A 16,151-nucleotide genomic window follows, 5' to 3' on the forward strand; every position below is an offset into this window, starting at 1 on the left:
ACCAGGAAAGGTTCGCCCACATGCGCGTGGTGTTTTTCGGCTTTCAGACGTGGGGCCAACGCACCTTGCAGGCGCTGATCGACCTGGATCACGAGGTCGTGCTGGCCGTCACGCATCCGACCAGCGAGCAGTCCTACAAGGCCATCTGGTCGGCGTCGGTCGAGGATCTCGCCCGGGATCACGGTATCGCTGTGCACATCGCCGAGAAGGTGGACGCCCACACCATCGAACTGGTCAAACACGCCGAACCCGACGTGATCGTCGTCAACAGTTGGTACAGCTGGATGCCGCCCGAGCTGTACACCCTGCCGCCGCACGGCACGCTGAACCTGCACGACTCGCTGCTGCCGAAGTTCACCGGGTTCTCGCCGGTGCTGTGGGCGTTGATCAGTGGTGAATCCGAGTTCGGTTTGACCGCGCACCGCATGGACGAGAACCTCGACACCGGGGACATCCTCATCCAGCGTTCGCTGCCCATCGGACCGACTGACACCGGCACCGAGTTGGTCCTGCGGGGCATGGAGCTGATCCCGGGTGCACTGCGGGATGCGCTGCACGCCCTGGAAACCGGGACTGCGCAATTCCGGCCGCAGAACAAGGCTGAGAGGACGTACTTTCACAAGCGCTCCGAGCGCGACAGCCTGATCGACTGGAACTGGCCGGCCGAAGACCTCGAGCGGTTCGTGCGCGCGCTGTCGGATCCGTATCCGCGGGCCTTCGCGTTCTACCGCGGCGAACGCGTCGAAGTGATCGAGGCGACGGTGTCGGAGGCTCGTTACGGTGGCACGCCGGGGCGGGTCATCGTGCAGGAAGGGGGCGGCGCCGTGGTATGCGGGCCGGATGCCTACCGCGGCCGCAACCGTGCGCTGGTGATCACACGGGTCCGTGCCACAGACGGGACCGAACACGCTGGGGACAAGTTCTTCCTGCCCGGCGGCTACCTGGCAGTGACCGGCGAAAAGCGATCCTAGGAGTGAAATAAGCCATGGCAGACGATGCCAAGACTTTGCAGGAACGCCGTCGGGAACTGTTGCGTAGGCGCATCGCCGAAAGTGGCTTGGCGGCAGATCAATTCACCGAAAGGCGGCGCGTACACACCGGACGGCGCTATCCGCTGTCACCGGGCCAGCGCCGGATGTGGTTCCTGCAGACCATGGACGCCGACGACTCCACGCTGAACATCTGCGTTTCCTATCAATTGACGGGCAAGGTGGATGAGGAACGTCTGCGCGCAGCGTTCAACGCCGTCGTCGCAAAGCATTCCATCTTGCGTACCAACTACGGTGTGGACTCCGAAGGCGACCCTTATCAGATCATTCAGGACCACGTCGAAATCACCTGGCAAAGCAGTGATTTCACCGACCTCGATGAGCAGCGGAGGTCGCAATGCGTGGCCGCCGCTGCCGGTGATCTGTTCGGCAGGACCTTCGACCTCACTACGGATATACCGCTGCGGATACACCTGATTCGCACCCGCGCAGCGGAATTCGTACTGCTGTTGGTCGTGCACCACATCTGCTGGGATGACGACTCGTGGGAAGTTTTCTTCACCGACATCAGTGCGGCCTACAACGGCGGTGACATCCCGACCGATCCGCCTCAGTTCGTCGCGGTCGAAGTGCTTGAAGCCGCGCCGGAACCGTCGATCGGCGACGTCAGTTACTGGGCGGAGGTGTTGCGTCCGTCGCCGGAGCCGCTGGAGTTGCCCGGGTTTGCCACCGCCAATCCGTCCCGGCTGGCGCAGCGTCGGACGCGGCCACTGTCTTCTGAATTGTTCGGCCGCGTCGAGGAATTCGCCCGCGCACGCTCCGCGTCGCCGTTCATGGTGCTGCTCGCGGCCTACGGTTCGCTGGTGCGCCGCTACACCGGCGCCGACGACTTCCTGGTCTCGGTGCCGATCACCAACCGCAGCGCCGCAGCCCAAGCGGCTCTCGGGTACTTCGGTAACACCTTGTTGCTGAGAATCACGGCCCGACCAAACGACACCTTCGCCTCCTTCCTCGACGCGGTGCGTGAAACCTGCCTTGACGGCTTTGCTCATCAGTCCGTCGGGATCGACCGCGTTGTCCGGGAAGTCAACCCGGAGCGGATGGGGCACGACGGGATGGACCAGCTCGTCCGCCTGGGCTTCAGCGTTCGCAAGCCCGCGAGCGGGTTTGGCCTGGACGGTGTCACGGTGCGACAACTCGAGCTCGGCGCGGTCACGGCGCATCTGCCACTTGCGCTGGCGGTAGTACTCGACCCCGGCCGCCCGATGGCCGAGTTCGAGTTTCAGACCGACGTATTGAGCGGCGCGCTAGTCGAACAAATGCTGGCGCATTACCTGCAGCTGCTGGACAACGCGCTGGCTGCGCCCGGCACGCCGCTCGCAGCCCTGGACATGCTTCGCCCCGGAGAGCGGGAAGTCGTACTGGCACAATCCCACGGCGAACTCGTCGCGGCTCCAGCCACCACGATGGTTGCGGTGCTCGAAGCTGCGGCGGCGAACACCCCCGACGCGGTCGCGCTTGTTTCCGACGAAGCGCAACTGACCTACGCCGAACTGCACAGTCGTGCGAATCGGTTGGCGCGCTGGCTCATTGGTCAGGGGATCGGTGTCGACGATCTCGTCGGCCTGCGGATGAACACGTCGATCGAATTCCTTGTCGCCATGCTTGCCGTGCTCAAGTCGGGCGCGGCGTATCTGCCGATCGATCCGGCCTATCCCGACGAACGCATCGAATACCTCGTCAGCGACGCGCTCCCGCAGCGGGTCATCGCACACCATGAAGTGCAAATCGCCGAACACGAAGCGGCACAGTTGTCAGACGGGGCGATAACTGACGCGGACCGGTTGGATGCGTTGCATCCGGAGCACCTCGCGTACGTGATCTACACGTCGGGCTCCACCGGCAAGCCCAAGGGTGTGGCTGTTTCGCACCGCGCGATCGCCGAGCACGTGCAGAGTTTCGGCGCCGAGTGGGGCATGACCGCCGAAGACCGGCTGCTGCAGTCGTCGTCGGTGAGTTTCGATGCGTCGCTACTGGATATCTTCGTCACCTTGTCGCTCGGTGCACAGCTGATCGTGCCGAAGCCGGATGCGTTCGGTGACATTCCGTACGTGGCGGATCTGATCAGCCGCCATCGCGTCACCGTGCTGCACATGGTGCCGTCCATGCTCAGCACCCTGCTGCTGCTGCCGCAGGTTAAAGAGTGGCGCCAGTTGCGGCACGTACCGGTAGGCGGCGAGGCGCTGCGCGGTGAAATCGTCGACAAGTTCGCCGACTATTTCAGCGCCACGTTGCGTAATCACTACGGTCCGACCGAGGCTGTCGTCTCTGCGACGCATTTCGAGGTCGAAGAGGCATATGGCGCGCGGGTGGTGCCGATCGGCGTGCCGAACCGCAACGTCTACGCCTACGTTCTCGACGAACAATTGCAGCCGGTGCCCGCGGAGGTGATCGGCGAACTCTATCTCGGCGGTGTGCAGTTGGCGCGCGGGTATCTGAGGCGCCCCGGCTTGACCGCGCAGCGTTTTGTCGCCGATCCGTTCAACCCCGGTATGCGTTTGTATCGGACGGGAGATCTGGTTCGCCGCAACATTTCCGGTGCACTGGAGTTCATCGGACGCGCCGATGAACAGGTCAAGGTGCGCGGCTTCCGCATCGAACTCGGCGAGGTCGAGTCGGTGATTTCGACGCATCCGTCGGTCCGGCACTGCTTGGTGATCGCGACGGACACCGATGCCGGGCCGATGCTCGCGGCTTACCTGGTGCCCGCGTTCGGTGACGACGGAAACATCGGTGCCGGAATCGATGTGGACGAGATCCGCGGCCACGCCGCGGCACAGTTGCCGGAATACATGGTGCCCGCCGCATTCGCGGTGATCCCGGAGATTCCGCTGACCGTCAGCGGCAAGCTGGACAAGCGCGCGCTACCCGCACCCACCCCGGTGGCGGTGCGCGGCTACCGAGAGCCGGCAACAGCGGCCGAGCGCCGGATCTGCTCGATCTTCGCCGGACTGTTCGGGTGGGAGCGGGTCGGCGCGGACGACTCGTTCTTCGGACTAGGTGGCCACTCGCTGCTCGCGGCACGGCTGGTGGCACAGATCCGTGCTGAGTTCGGCGTGGAGCTCACCGTACGAGCGGTGTTCGACTCCCCGACGCCGGCCGGTTTGGCGGCGCGTGTGGCAGGGCAGTTGCGCGCCGTGCTGGGCCAGGAGACGACTCTGGGCGCGCCGGGCGGCGAGCACCACTCTGGTCGCACGCCGATAGGCGGCACGGCTCGACCGGAGTATCCTCCCCTGTCGTATTCCCAGCTGGCCATGTGGTTTCAGTACCGCATGCGCGGCGCGAACGACGTCTTCAACATGGCGCTGACACTTCGGTTCAACGGTCCGCTGGACCGTGCCGTCCTTCGTGACGCGCTCAACGACGTGGTGGCTCGCCATGAATCGTTGCGCACCAATGTCGTTGACCACGAAGGCGTTCCGTATCAGCGCGTGCGTCCGGAACTGAGACTGGACCTGCCGGTCATCGACACCACCACCGACCGGGTCGACGACACGATCGCAGAACTGCGCCGCTACGTGTTCAATCTGGAAACCGAACCGTTGATCAGGCCCACATTGCTGACGCTGGGTGCCGAGTCGCAACTGCTGGTGTTGCTGGTCCATCACCTCGCCACTGACCATGTCTCGCTCGGCATCGCCTTCGAGGATTTGCTTCACGCCTACCGTGCGCGGGTGGAAGGCAGGGCGCCGGTCTGGGCCACCGAGCCCCTGCAGTTCGCGGATTACGCGGTGTGGCAACGAAACACCTTCGATGCGCCGGCCGGCTGGGCGCAGGCGCAGCTGGACTACTGGCAAACCGCGCTCGCGGATCTGCCGCTGGACATCTCGGTCGTGCCCGACCACACCCGTCCACTGGTGCTCGGGAGGCGCGGGGAAGTGGTGAACTTCAGGGTGTCCGCGGACCGCCGGGCTGCTCTGGCCCGGGTCGCTGAACGTTGCGGGGCCACCGAATTCATGCTCTATCAAGCCGTTTTGGCGGTGTTACTGCACAAGCTCGGTGGTGGCACGGACATTGTGATCGGCAGCCCAATCGCTGCCCGTGGCGACGTCACTCTCACGGAGCTCAGCGGCCCGTGCGCCAACGTGGTGGTGTTGCGGATCGACCTGTCCGACGACCCCACACTGTCCGCCGTGGTGGGGCGCAGCCGCAGCGCGGTGCTGGAAGCGTTGGTGCACCAGGAACTCCCGATCGAGCGGCTCGTCGAGGCGCTCAATCCGCCGCGCTCGCCATCGCGCAACCACCCCTTGTTCCAGAACTCGATCCACTTCCGGGGCGAGGACTGGGCGCTGATGCCGCGCGACCTGACCGGATCCGGCGATACGACGGTAGTTCCGGTGCCCATGGACTTCGAAATCTCGCTGCTGGACCTGAACGTCGCGGTGAACGTCACACCGGATGCGGAACTCGACGTCCGCGTGGTCGCCAACGCCGACCTCTATCGGCCTGCGACCGTTGCGCTCATCGCCGAGGCTTTCAGCGCCGCACTCGAGGCGTTCGCGACGACGCCGGATGCGCCCGTTTCGACGGTGGAATTGCTGCCCGCAGCGGATTTGGCGAAGTTGCTCGAACCGCCGACCGCGCCGCGCGAGCAGAAGACCCACCCCGTGGCAGACGGCTCACCGGAGACCGAGCACGCCATCATCGCCCTCCTCGAGGAACTGCTGGACATCACCGACGTCGATCGGGAGGACAATTTCTTCGCGATCGGCGGGGACAGCATCATCTCCGTTCAGCTGGCCGCCCGCGCCAATGCACAAGGGCTGGCGTTGACCCCGGCCATGGTGTTCGAATACCTGACCATCACCGAACTGGCCGCGGCCGTCGATGCCGCCGGCGAACAGCCTGCGGCCCAGCCGGATTCGGAGCCGGCCGCCGCGCCGATGAGCGCCTCGGGACTGGACGCCGATGCATTGGCGGCGCTGACCGCGTCGTGGGAGAGCCGCTCGTGAGGCCACAGTGACCACGGCGCCGCCCCGCATCGAGGACGTCCTCGCGCTCAGTCCACTGCAGGAAGGGCTCTTCGCGCTGTACCGGATGGCCGAGGACAGCGTCGACCTCTACACCATGCAGTTGCGGGTCGACATCGACGGGCCGGTCGATCTCGACCTGCTGCGCCGCAGCGGCGCGGTGATGTTGCAGCGGCACCCGAATCTGCGGGCCGCGTTCTGGGACCAGGATGTGCCCAAGCCGGTGCAGATCGTGCCCTCGCACGCCGAGCTGCCGTGGACCGAACGCACCGCAACGCCAACCGAATTCGACGCGATCGCCCGCTCCGAGCGGCACCGGCCGTTCGACTTGAGCCGCGGCCCCGCGCTGCGGGTCGTTCTGATCTCGGTACCGGGCGAGACCAGGCGCCGGATGATCTTCACCGCGCACCACATCCTGATGGACGGGTGGGCGCTGGCGGTGTTCTTCACCGAGATGCTCGCGATCTACCGGGCCGGGGGATCGGCCGACGGGCTGCCGACACCACGTCCGTATCGCGACTACATCGCCTGGCTGACAAAGCAGGACACCGCGGAGGCGCTGACCAGGTGGACCGAGTACCTGGGGGCGGTGTCGGGGCCGCTGATGGTGGCCGACGGCGCCGTCGACATCCGGGGTTCGGTGCCGGAGCAGACGAAATCGCTGCTGTCGGCCGCCGACACCGCGCGACTGCGGGCCTGGGCCGGGCGCAACGGCCTGACCCTGAACACCGCCGTGCTGTTCGCCTGGGCCGTGGTGCTCAGCCGGCTCACCGACCGGCGCGACCTGGTGTTCGGCACCGTCGTGTCCGGGCGGCCGGAAAACCTGACCGGAGTGGAAAGCATGGTGGGGTTGTTCATCAACACCATGCCGGTCGTGCACCAGATCAGTGGCGCAACTCCGATCGTCGAGCAATGCGCACGGCTGCAACGTGAATCCTCGGCGATGCGCGAGATCGGCTACCTCAGCCTGTCGGAACTGCAACGCGCGCACGGCCAAGGGGCCATGTTCGACAGCCTCTTCGTGTTCGAGAACGCGCCGATCGAGGACTCGATCCGCACGGTCACCACACCCGACGGCGCCAGCTTCAGTCCCGTCGAGATGGACAGCCTGACGCACTACCCGCTTACCGTCGTCTCGCACATGGCCGGCGACGAACTGGTGGTGGTCGTCGAGGCGATCCGGGCGGCGCTGCCGCATCTGCCCGCCACCGAGATCTGTGAGCGACTGGTCCACGTCCTGCTGCAACTGCCCGAGATCGTCGACGAGACACCGGAAGCGCTGGATGTGCTCACCGCGGACGAGCGCGCGGCGTTCGCCGACATCGCCAGCGCCAGCCCCGCCGTTTCCGGCGACACGGTCTGGGAGGTCTTCGAGCGACAGGCACGCACCACACCCGAAGCCGTCGCCCTGACCACCAGCGCCGGTGAGCGCTACACGTATGCCGAATTACACACGCAGGCAACGAGGTTGGCTTCGGAACTGGCTCTCCGCGGGGTCGGCCCGGAAACGGTGGTGGCGCTGGTGCTGCCCCGCTCGTCGCGGTTTGTTGTCGCCATCCTCGGTGTGCTGGGCGCCGGCGCCGCCTATCTGCCCGTCGATGTCACGTTGCCCGAGGCGCGCATCGAGTCGATCCTGCGCCAGGCCGATCCCGTTCTCGCAATCACCGAATCGGGTCACGCCGGACCGGTCAGCTCCACCGTGCCGACGCTGGTGATGGACGATGCGGCTGTCGGCGAACGGATTTCGGCACACCCGCCAGTCACCCCGGCGGTGCGGCGTCATCCGCAACAGTGCGCCTACGTCATCTTCACCTCCGGATCCACCGGCGAACCCAAAGGCGTGATCGGCACCAACGCGGCGATCCTCGGCTATTTCGCCGACCACCGCGAACGCGTGTACGCACCGGCGGTCAGCCGACTGGGACGCCCGCTGCGGATCGCGCACGCCTGGTCGTTCAGCTTCGACGCGTCCTGGCAGCCGATGGTCGGCCTGCTCGACGGTCACGCGCTGCACCTGTTCGACGCCGACGAAATGCGCGACGCCGACCGGCTTGTCAAGGGCATGGCCGGGTATCAGGTGGACATGATCGACACCACCCCGTCGATGTTCACCCAACTCAGCGCGGCGGGTCTGCTCGACAACGGCCTCGCGGTCTTGGCGCTGGGCGGTGAGGCCATCGACAGCGCGCAGTGGAGCCGCCTGCGCGAACTGCCGATCCCGGTCTACAACTGTTACGGGCCAACGGAAATGACCGTCGAAGCCGTAGTAGCCGCCGTCAACGACTACCCGTCGCCGACCATCGGCACGCCGAACACGGGCACGTTCGGCTACGTTCTGGATTCGGCGTTGCGGATGGTGCCCGATGGTGTGGTGGGCGAACTCTATTTGTCCGGGGCGCAGTTGGCCCGAGGCTACATCGACCGCGCCGCGATGACCGCGTCCCGCTTCGTGGCGGACCCGTTCCGTCCGGGCGCCCGCATGTACCGCACCGGTGACCTGGTGCGCCGACTGCCACACGGCGGATACGCATATCTGGGACGCGGCGACACCCAGGTCAAGATCCGCGGCTACCGGGTGGAGATCGGCGAGATCGAGGCCGCGCTCCGCAACCACGCCGAAGTGCACGACGCCGCGGTGTCCGTGCTGCGCCGCGACAGCGGGACCACTCTGGTGGGATTCGTTGTCTGGCAACAGAATCAGGACGGCGACCCAGCCCGGCTGCGGGCGACGCTGACCGATCAGTTGCCGTCGTACATGGTTCCAGCCAAGATCGTCGCGTTGCCGCAGCTTCCGGTCAACGCCAACGGCAAGTTGGACGGCCACGCGCTGGACGGGCTGGCGGAAGCCGCGCTGGCGCGCCCGAGTGGGCCCGCTTCGGCTTCGACCGACACCGAACGCACCCTGTGTGAACTCTTCGGTGAGCAGTTCAACGGCTCGGTGCCGCACATCGACGACGACTTCTTCACCTTCGGTCTGGACAGTATTGTGGCGATCTCGTTGGCGCACAAGGCCCGACGGCGTGGCCTGTCGCTGAGCCCGCGAATGGTGTTCGCGGCTCCGACGATTCGGGAGCTCGCCGCCGCGATCGACGCGGCGGTCGATTCCGATCTGTCCGCCGGGACCGCGGAATACGGCGAAGTGCTGCCGCTGCCGATGGTGTCGTGGGTGTACGAGCACGGGAATTTCCGGCGCTTCACCCACACCGTGCTGCTGCGACTCCCCGAAGGGATCGACCGCACCTCGCTGGAGTCGATGCTGCAGTTGATGCTCGACGGGCACGACACGTTGCGGTCGATCCTGACCGCCACCCCGGACGGTCCACGTCTGGTCACGCGGGAGCCCGGCGCGGTCCAGGCCACCGACATCCTCACCCGGGTCGAACTCGCCGGTGCCGCCGACGACGAGTTGGTCGCGGCCATAGCGGATTCCGCGCCGCGGGTGATGGACGAGATGGATCCGCCGACTGGGGCGATGGTGCGTGCCGCGTGGTTCAGCGGCGCCCAGCAGGGAGACGCGCTGCTGCTGGCCGCGCACCACCTCACCGTCGACGTCGTCTCTTGGCACATCATCCTCGGTGACCTCGCCGAGGCGTGGCGGTGCGTCAGCGCGGGTGCGGCGCCGAAGATGTTGCCGGAGTTCACTTCATACCGGCGTTGGTGCGAATTGATGTGGCAGCGTACCGCCGAACCGGAGGTGCAGGGTCAGCGGGATTATTGGATGGCGCAGGTCTGCCGTCCCGACGAGCCGCTGGGGATGCGGCATCCCGACCCGACCCAGGATACCTGGTCCACCCTGCGGGTCGCCCAGGTGGTCAGCCCGGTCGACGTCACGGCACGGGTGCTGGCCACCCTCACCAGAGACGAAGGCGTACGCGAATTCCTGCTGGCCGCAACGACGATGACGATCGCCAGCTGGCGTCGGTCTCGTGACCAGGACCCGGAAGCGGGCACGCTCGTCGCGCTGGAGGGGCACGGACGCGCCGATGCCGTGCTCGACACCGACACCACCAACACCGTCGGGTGGTTCACCACCGCCTTCCCGGCGCGGTTCGGGGCGGGCGGGGCAGCGGTCGATGTCGAACGGGCCGAGCGGGATCCGGCGGCGGCGCTTGCCCTGGTCGAGTCGGTGGTCGCCCACCTCGGTGAGGTCCCCAACGACGGTATGGATTACGGCCTGCTGCACTACGTCGACCGTCTTCCGGAATTACAGCAAGCTGCCGAACCGCAGATCCAGTTCAGCTATCTGGGTCGGCTCGATCTCGGCGGCACCAGCGACGAACCGTGGTCACTGCTCACCGGACCGTACATCCAGGCGCTGCCCGACGCTCCCGAACCCGACCTGCCGCTGCGTTTCGCGCTGAACATCAGTGCGTTCGTCGCGAAGACACTTGACGGCACCCAACTCATCAGCAACTGGCGCTGGAGCGACGTGCTGTTCACGCCGTCCGACATCGAGCGCCTGACCGGCTTCTGGTTGCGCGCAATCGCCGCGCTGACAGCCGGATTGGATAGCAGCGATGCCTGAATTGTTCAGCCGCGACGAGATCAGGGCGACGATCGCGTCCCAACTGGGCTGTTCCGCAGCCGAGGTCGCGGACCACGACGACTTGATCCAGCTTGGGCTGAACTCCATCCGGATGATGGCGCTGGCGGGCGGTTGGCGCAAACGCGGTGCCGACATCACCTTCGCGCAACTCGCCGCCAGCCCGACCGTCGACTCGTGGTACGACCTGCTCGCCGACGACGAGATCCATCTCCCGACACAGCCGGCCGAGTCCCCGTCGGTCGCTGCCGCGGAAGAGGAACCGTTCCCACTGGCCACCATGCAGCATGCGTACTGGGTAGGCCGCTCCGACGAACAGGAGTTGGGCGGCGTCGCGGCCCACCTCTACGTCGAATTCGACGGCGGTGCAATAGATCCCGGCCGTCTTGAGCGGGCCGTGACCGATCTGGTGGGGACCCACCCGATGCTGCGCACCCGATTTCTGCCGGACGGGACCCAGCAGGTGATGCCCGCGCCGGGCCGACAGGTCTTCACGCTGGTGGATCTGCGCGGACAAGACACCGGAAGCGCGGAAGCTGAGCTGACCCGACTGCGTGACACCAAAACACATCAGCGCCTGGCCATCGAAGACGGCCAAGTCCTCGACGTGACCCTGACGCTGCGCGACGGTGACCGGAGCCGGCTGCACCTCGACATCGACATGCTGGCCGGTGACGCGATGAGCTACCGGATTCTGGTGGCGGATCTGGCCGAGTTGTACCGGGGCGCAACGTTGCCCCCGCCCGGCTACAGCTACCGGCGCTACCGCACCGAACGTCGCACCGACACCGCGGCGCGCGAACAGGATCGGCAGTGGTGGCAGCAGCGGCTCGCCGAGTTGCCCGGCGCGCCCGAACTGCCCACCGCCACAAAGGGTGACGACCGCACCGTGCGCTACGACCACTGGCTGGCGCCGGCAGCCAAGGACCGGCTGGTGGCCGGCGCCCACGCGCGCGGCGTCACCCCGGCCAACGCGCTCGCGGCGGTGTTCGCCAACACCATCGGCGGCTGGTCGGCCCAGGACCGGTTCCTGCTCAATGTGCCTTTGTTCCAACGTGAACCGGTGCATCCGGACATCGACCGGGTGGTCGGCGACTTCACCTCCTCGATCATGCTGGAGGTGGACGTCAGCGACAATGTGTCGGTGGCTGAACGGGCCCGCGACATTCAGCGCCGGATGTACGAAAGCGGTTCGCACTCCGGCTATTCCGGTCTGGAGGTGCTCAGAGATCTGGGAAGGCACCGCGGTGAGCCGGTACTCGCGCCCGTCGTCTTCACCAGCGCGCTCGATCTCGGTGAACTGTTCGCCGACACCGTGATTCAGACTTTCGGTGAGCCGGTCTGGATCATTTCCCAGGGGCCACAGGTGTTGCTCGACGCCCAGATCACCGAGTTGCGAGGCGGTTTGCTGATCAATTGGGATGTGCGGGAGTCGGCGTTCCCACCGGGTTTGGTGGACGCGATGTTCCGCAGGTTCACCGGGGCCGTGGAGCGCCTCGCCGAGGGAGACGCGGGCTGGGAGGCAGAGGCGGCGGTCCGCCTGCCGTGTGCGCAGGCGACGGTACGTGCCGCGGTCAACGCGACCGACGGTCCGGTCAGCGGACGGTGCCTGCACCAAGGTTTCTTCGAGCATGCCGCGGCGAAACCCGATGCCCAGGCCGTGGTCTGGGGCCTCGACAGCGGTGAAGGCAGTTTGACCTACGGCGAACTTGCCCGGTACGCGCTCGCGGTGGCCGGGGCGCTGGCAGCGCACGGCGTGCGACCCGGCGACGCGGTGGGCGTGCAGCTACCCAAAGGCCGGGATCAAATCCTGGCGGTGCTCGGGGTCCTCGCGGCAGGCGCGACGTATGTGCCGATCGGATTCGACCAGCCGGCCGCGCGTCGCGCCAAGATCCTGCAGACCGCCGACGTCGCCGCCATGATCACAACGGACGGCGCGTTGTCCATCGACGCCGCACGCAGTCATCCAGAACCGTTGCCGGCGCCGGTGTTCGGCGGCACCGACGAGATCGCGTACGTGATCTTCACCTCCGGCTCCACAGGCCTGCCCAAGGGGGTCGACGTCCCGCACAGCGCGGCGATGAACACCATCGACGCGGTCAACGACTGGTTCGACGTCGGCAGCGCCGACCGGGTGCTCGCGCTGTCCGCGCTCGAATTCGACGCCTCCGTGTACGACATCTTCGGCATGTTCTCGGTGGGTGGATCGGTGGTCGCCGTCGATGCACAGCAGAAGGCAGCGGCCACCAGCTGGGTGGAACTGCTTCGCCAGCACCGTGTTTCGATCCTCAACTGTGTGCCGAGCATGCTCGACATGATCCTTGAGCTCGGCGGCGACCGGCTGGGCGACTCCTTGCGCGCGGTCACCCTCGGCGGTGACTGGGTGGGGGCCGACCTGGCTCGCCGGCTGGCCCGTCAGGTGCCGGGCTGCCGATTCTCCGGCCTGGGTGGGGCGACCGAGACCGCCATTCACAACACCATCTGCGAGGTGGTAGGCGAACCCCCCGCGCACTGGACGACTGTGCCGTTCGGTGTCCCATTGCGCAACGTGCGCTGCCGGGTGGTTTCCCCGTCCGGCCGCGACTGCCTGGACTGGGTGCCGGGCGAATTCTGGGTCGGCGGGGCCAACGTCGCGGCCGGTTACCGCAACGACCCGGAACGTACCGCGCAACGCTTCGTCGACCACGACGGGCTGCGCTGGTACAAGACGGGGGATCTGGCCAGGTACTGGCCCGACGGCACCATCGAGTTCCTGGGACGTGCCGACCACCAGGTGCAGATCCGGGGGTACCGGGTCGAACTCGGGGAGGTCGAAAGCGCGCTGCGCACCGTGCCCGGCGTGCGCCACGCGGTTGCCGCCGTCGTCGGCGCCAGTGCCCCGAAGCTGGTGGCCGCCGTCGCCGGCGACCCCGTCGACACCGAGGCTGTCACGTCGGCCGTCGCCGAGCTGTTGCCCGGTTACATGGTGCCGACCCGAGTCGTGTTCCTGGAGCGAATCCCGTTGACCTCCAACGGAAAACTGGACCGGCGCGCGGTGGTGGCACTGCTGGAGCCGGCGGCCGCGCCGGGTGCCCTCGACAGCGCTCCGCGCCACGACCTGGACACCGCTTTGGCCGAGATCGTCGCCGAAGTACTCGGTGTGGAACGGATCGGAGTGCACGCCGACTTCTTCGCGCAGGGCGGCGACTCAGTGCTGGCCACCACAGTGATCGCCCGGGTACGCGAGTGGCTGGATGTCGATCATGCGGTGGTGAGCGACCTGTTCGCCACCCGCACCGTCGCCGGTCTCGCCGACCGACTGGAACACCGCGAGGCGCAGCGCGGGACACCGCAGCGGCTCGCCGTGATCGCGGGGCACTATCTGGAGGTGGCGGCATTGAGCGACGAGGAGATCCTGGCTCAGGGATGACGGGTGGGCTTGCACACGTTGTGGTTAGACCACGCGTGGCACCGGGCACAGCTATTCATGTCCGCTACACAGCTGGCGCACAGCCGCTCGGCGTTGTCGCGCACTAGCCTGTAACGCAACTCGTGAAACAACCGACACATCAGTCACACCGTGCACCGCGCACGTGAACCCAGGGGGAGAGAACACTCATGCGGATCAAATCCATCGTCTTGGCAGCAGCGGCCGTCGCCGCCGTCGGCGCAGCCGGTGTCACCGTCACCGCTCCGGCGCCGTACCAGGTGCAACCCGTCGTCTTCGGCGCGCCGCTTCCGCAGGACCCGGCGCCGGCCACCGCGGTCCCGACGGCTGGGCAGCTCACCGGCATCCTGACCAACCTCGCCGACCCGAGTGTGTCGTTCACGAACAAAGGCAACCTGGTCGAGGGCGGCATCGGCGGCACCGAAGCGCACCTCGCCGACCACCAGCTGAAGAAGGCGGAGAAGAACGGTCAGCTGCCGTTGTCGTTCAGCATCGCCAACATCCAGCCGGCGGGCGCCGGTTCGGCCACCGCCGATGTCTCGGTTTCCGGCCCCAAGCTCTCGCCGCCGGTCACCCAGAACGTGACGTTCGTCAACCAGGGCGGTCAGGGCGGCTGGGTGCTGTCGCGTGGTTCGGCGATGGAACTGTTGCGGGCCGCCTCCCACTGACCCGGAGTACCGACGCGCTACGCCATATCCATGTCGTAGACCCGCGCATGCAAAACGGTGCGGTTACGCAGCGCGGCCCGCACCGCCCGGTGCAGGCCGTCCTCCAGATAGACGATGCCTCGCCACTTGACGGCGTGCGGGAACAGGTCGCCGTAGAACGTCGAATCCTCGGACAGCAGGCGGTCGAGTTCGAGCACCCTGGTCGTGGTGACCAACTCGTCGAGGCGGATCTGCTGCGGCGGTATCTGGGACCAGTCCCGGTACGACAGCCCGTGTTCGGGGTACGGCTTGCCCTCGCGCACGCCTTTGAAGATCACCTGCAAAGGCTAACCGCCGCGCGGCGCTGACGAGGTGTCGGCCACCGAACGCCCGTTGGCGGGATGAGCGCTGCTGAGACCGTAAAATAAACGCGGTCGGGGAGTCCCCAGGTCGCGTTCTAGGAGGTGAACGGTCGATGGGAAGCGCGGACGAGCGTCGCTTTCAGGTGTTGCACGCCATCGTCGCCGACTTCGTCGCCACTCACGAACCGATCGGCTCGAAATCCCTGGTGGAGCGGCACAACCTCGGTGTCTCCAGCGCGACCGTCCGCAACGACATGGCGGTGCTGGAGGCCGAGGGTTACATCACCCAGCCGCACACCAGCTCCGGGCGGGTGCCCACGGAGAAGGGATACCGCGAGTTCGTCGACCGCCTCGACGACGTCAAGCCGCTGTCCTCGGCCGAGCGCCGCGCCATCCAGAGCTTTCTGGAATCCGGTGTCGACCTCGACGACGTGCTGCGCCGCGCGGTGCGCCTGTTGGCCCAGCTCACCCGGCAGGTGGCCGTGGTGCAGTACCCGACACTGTCGACGTCGACCGTCCGGCACCTGGAAGTGATCGCGCTGACCCCGGCCCGGTTGCTGATGGTGGTCATCACCGATTCCGGGCGGGTGGACCAGCGCATCGTCGAACTCGGTGACGTCATCGACGACCATCAGCTCTCCCAACTGCGGGAGATGCTCGGGCAAGCGCTGATCGGTAAGCGGCTCGCCGCCGCCTCGATCGCGGTGGCCGACCTGGCCGGCCGGCTGCACGGCGGAGACGGCCTGGGCGACGCGGTCGGACGCTCGGCGACGGTGTTGCTGGAATCGCTGGTCGAACACACCGAGGAGCGGCTGCTGTTGGGCGGTACCGCCAACCTGACCCGCAACTCCGCCGACTTCGGCGGATCGCTGCGGTCCATCCTGGAAGCCCTCGAGGAACAGGTCGTGGTGTTGCGGCTGTTGGCGGCGCAGCAGGAAGCCGGCAAGGTGACGGTGCGCATCGGTCACGAGACGGAAGCCCAGGAGATGGCCGGCACCTCGATGGTGTCCACTCTCTACGGCAGTCACGACACCGTCTACGGCGGCATGGGGGTGCTGGGGCCCACCCGGATGGACTATCCGGGAACTATGGCCAGCGTGGCTGCGGTTGCCATGTATATCGGCGAAGTGCTGGGTGCTCGATGATCGCGCAC

7 protein-coding genes are annotated in these 16,151 nt (G+C 66.8%); 6 read left to right on the forward strand and 1 reads right to left on the reverse strand.

Features of this window, described 5'->3' with window-relative positions:
* The first annotated feature begins 20 nt into the window (after nucleotides 1-20).
* From AC5Y47_RS16725 to AC5Y47_RS16745, 5 genes are all read left to right on the forward strand, one after another.
* Entirely contained in the window at nucleotides 21-971 is a 951-nt protein-coding gene (locus AC5Y47_RS16725; protein ID WP_499945232.1) for a methionyl-tRNA formyltransferase, read from the forward strand.
* 14 nt (nucleotides 972-985) lie between these two features.
* On the forward strand, nucleotides 986-6,001 hold the full coding sequence (locus tag AC5Y47_RS16730; protein ID WP_499945233.1) for an amino acid adenylation domain-containing protein: 5,016 nt from the start codon (nucleotides 986-988) through the stop codon (nucleotides 5,999-6,001).
* Between the two features lie 7 nt (nucleotides 6,002-6,008).
* A complete protein-coding gene (locus AC5Y47_RS16735; RefSeq protein ID WP_499945234.1) occupies nucleotides 6,009-10,544 on the forward strand; it encodes an amino acid adenylation domain-containing protein in 4,536 nt (1,511 codons plus the stop codon).
* Complete coding sequence (locus AC5Y47_RS16740; RefSeq protein WP_499945235.1) at nucleotides 10,537-13,971, forward strand: non-ribosomal peptide synthetase; 3,435 nt, start codon at nucleotides 10,537-10,539, stop codon at nucleotides 13,969-13,971. The genes AC5Y47_RS16735 and AC5Y47_RS16740 overlap by 8 nt, the downstream gene beginning before the upstream one ends.
* Before the next feature lie 188 nt (nucleotides 13,972-14,159).
* Entirely contained in the window at nucleotides 14,160-14,657 is a 498-nt protein-coding gene (locus AC5Y47_RS16745; protein ID WP_499945236.1) for an MTB12 family secreted protein, read from the forward strand.
* A gap of 17 nt (nucleotides 14,658-14,674) precedes the next feature.
* Here AC5Y47_RS16745 and AC5Y47_RS16750 read toward each other — a convergent pair whose 3' ends face one another.
* The gene (locus AC5Y47_RS16750) at nucleotides 14,675-14,974 is read right to left on the reverse strand and encodes a type II toxin-antitoxin system VapB family antitoxin (RefSeq protein ID WP_499945237.1); all 300 of its coding nucleotides are present in this window, start codon (nucleotides 14,972-14,974) and stop codon (nucleotides 14,675-14,677) included.
* A 137-nt stretch (nucleotides 14,975-15,111) separates the two neighbouring features.
* On the opposite strand from AC5Y47_RS16750, the gene hrcA reads away from it, so the two are divergent.
* Nucleotides 15,112-16,143, forward strand: coding sequence for a heat-inducible transcriptional repressor HrcA (hrcA, locus tag AC5Y47_RS16755; RefSeq protein WP_499945238.1), 1,032 nt, complete (start codon nucleotides 15,112-15,114; stop codon nucleotides 16,141-16,143).
* Nucleotides 16,144-16,151 lie beyond the last annotated feature (8 nt).

It is taken from the genome of Mycobacterium sp. NGS22, from assembly GCF_059813095.1.

Coding starts and splice junctions, on each gene's coding strand:
- hrcA (WP_499945238.1), top strand. CDS start 15,112: ATGGGAAGCGCGGACGAGCGTCGCTTTCAGGTGTTGCACGCCATCGTC.
- AC5Y47_RS16730 (WP_499945233.1), top strand. CDS start 986: ATGGCAGACGATGCCAAGACTTTGCAGGAACGCCGTCGGGAACTGTTG.
- AC5Y47_RS16740 (WP_499945235.1), top strand. CDS start 10,537: ATGCCTGAATTGTTCAGCCGCGACGAGATCAGGGCGACGATCGCGTCC.
- AC5Y47_RS16745 (WP_499945236.1), top strand. CDS start 14,160: ATGCGGATCAAATCCATCGTCTTGGCAGCAGCGGCCGTCGCCGCCGTC.
- AC5Y47_RS16725 (WP_499945232.1), top strand. CDS start 21: ATGCGCGTGGTGTTTTTCGGCTTTCAGACGTGGGGCCAACGCACCTTG.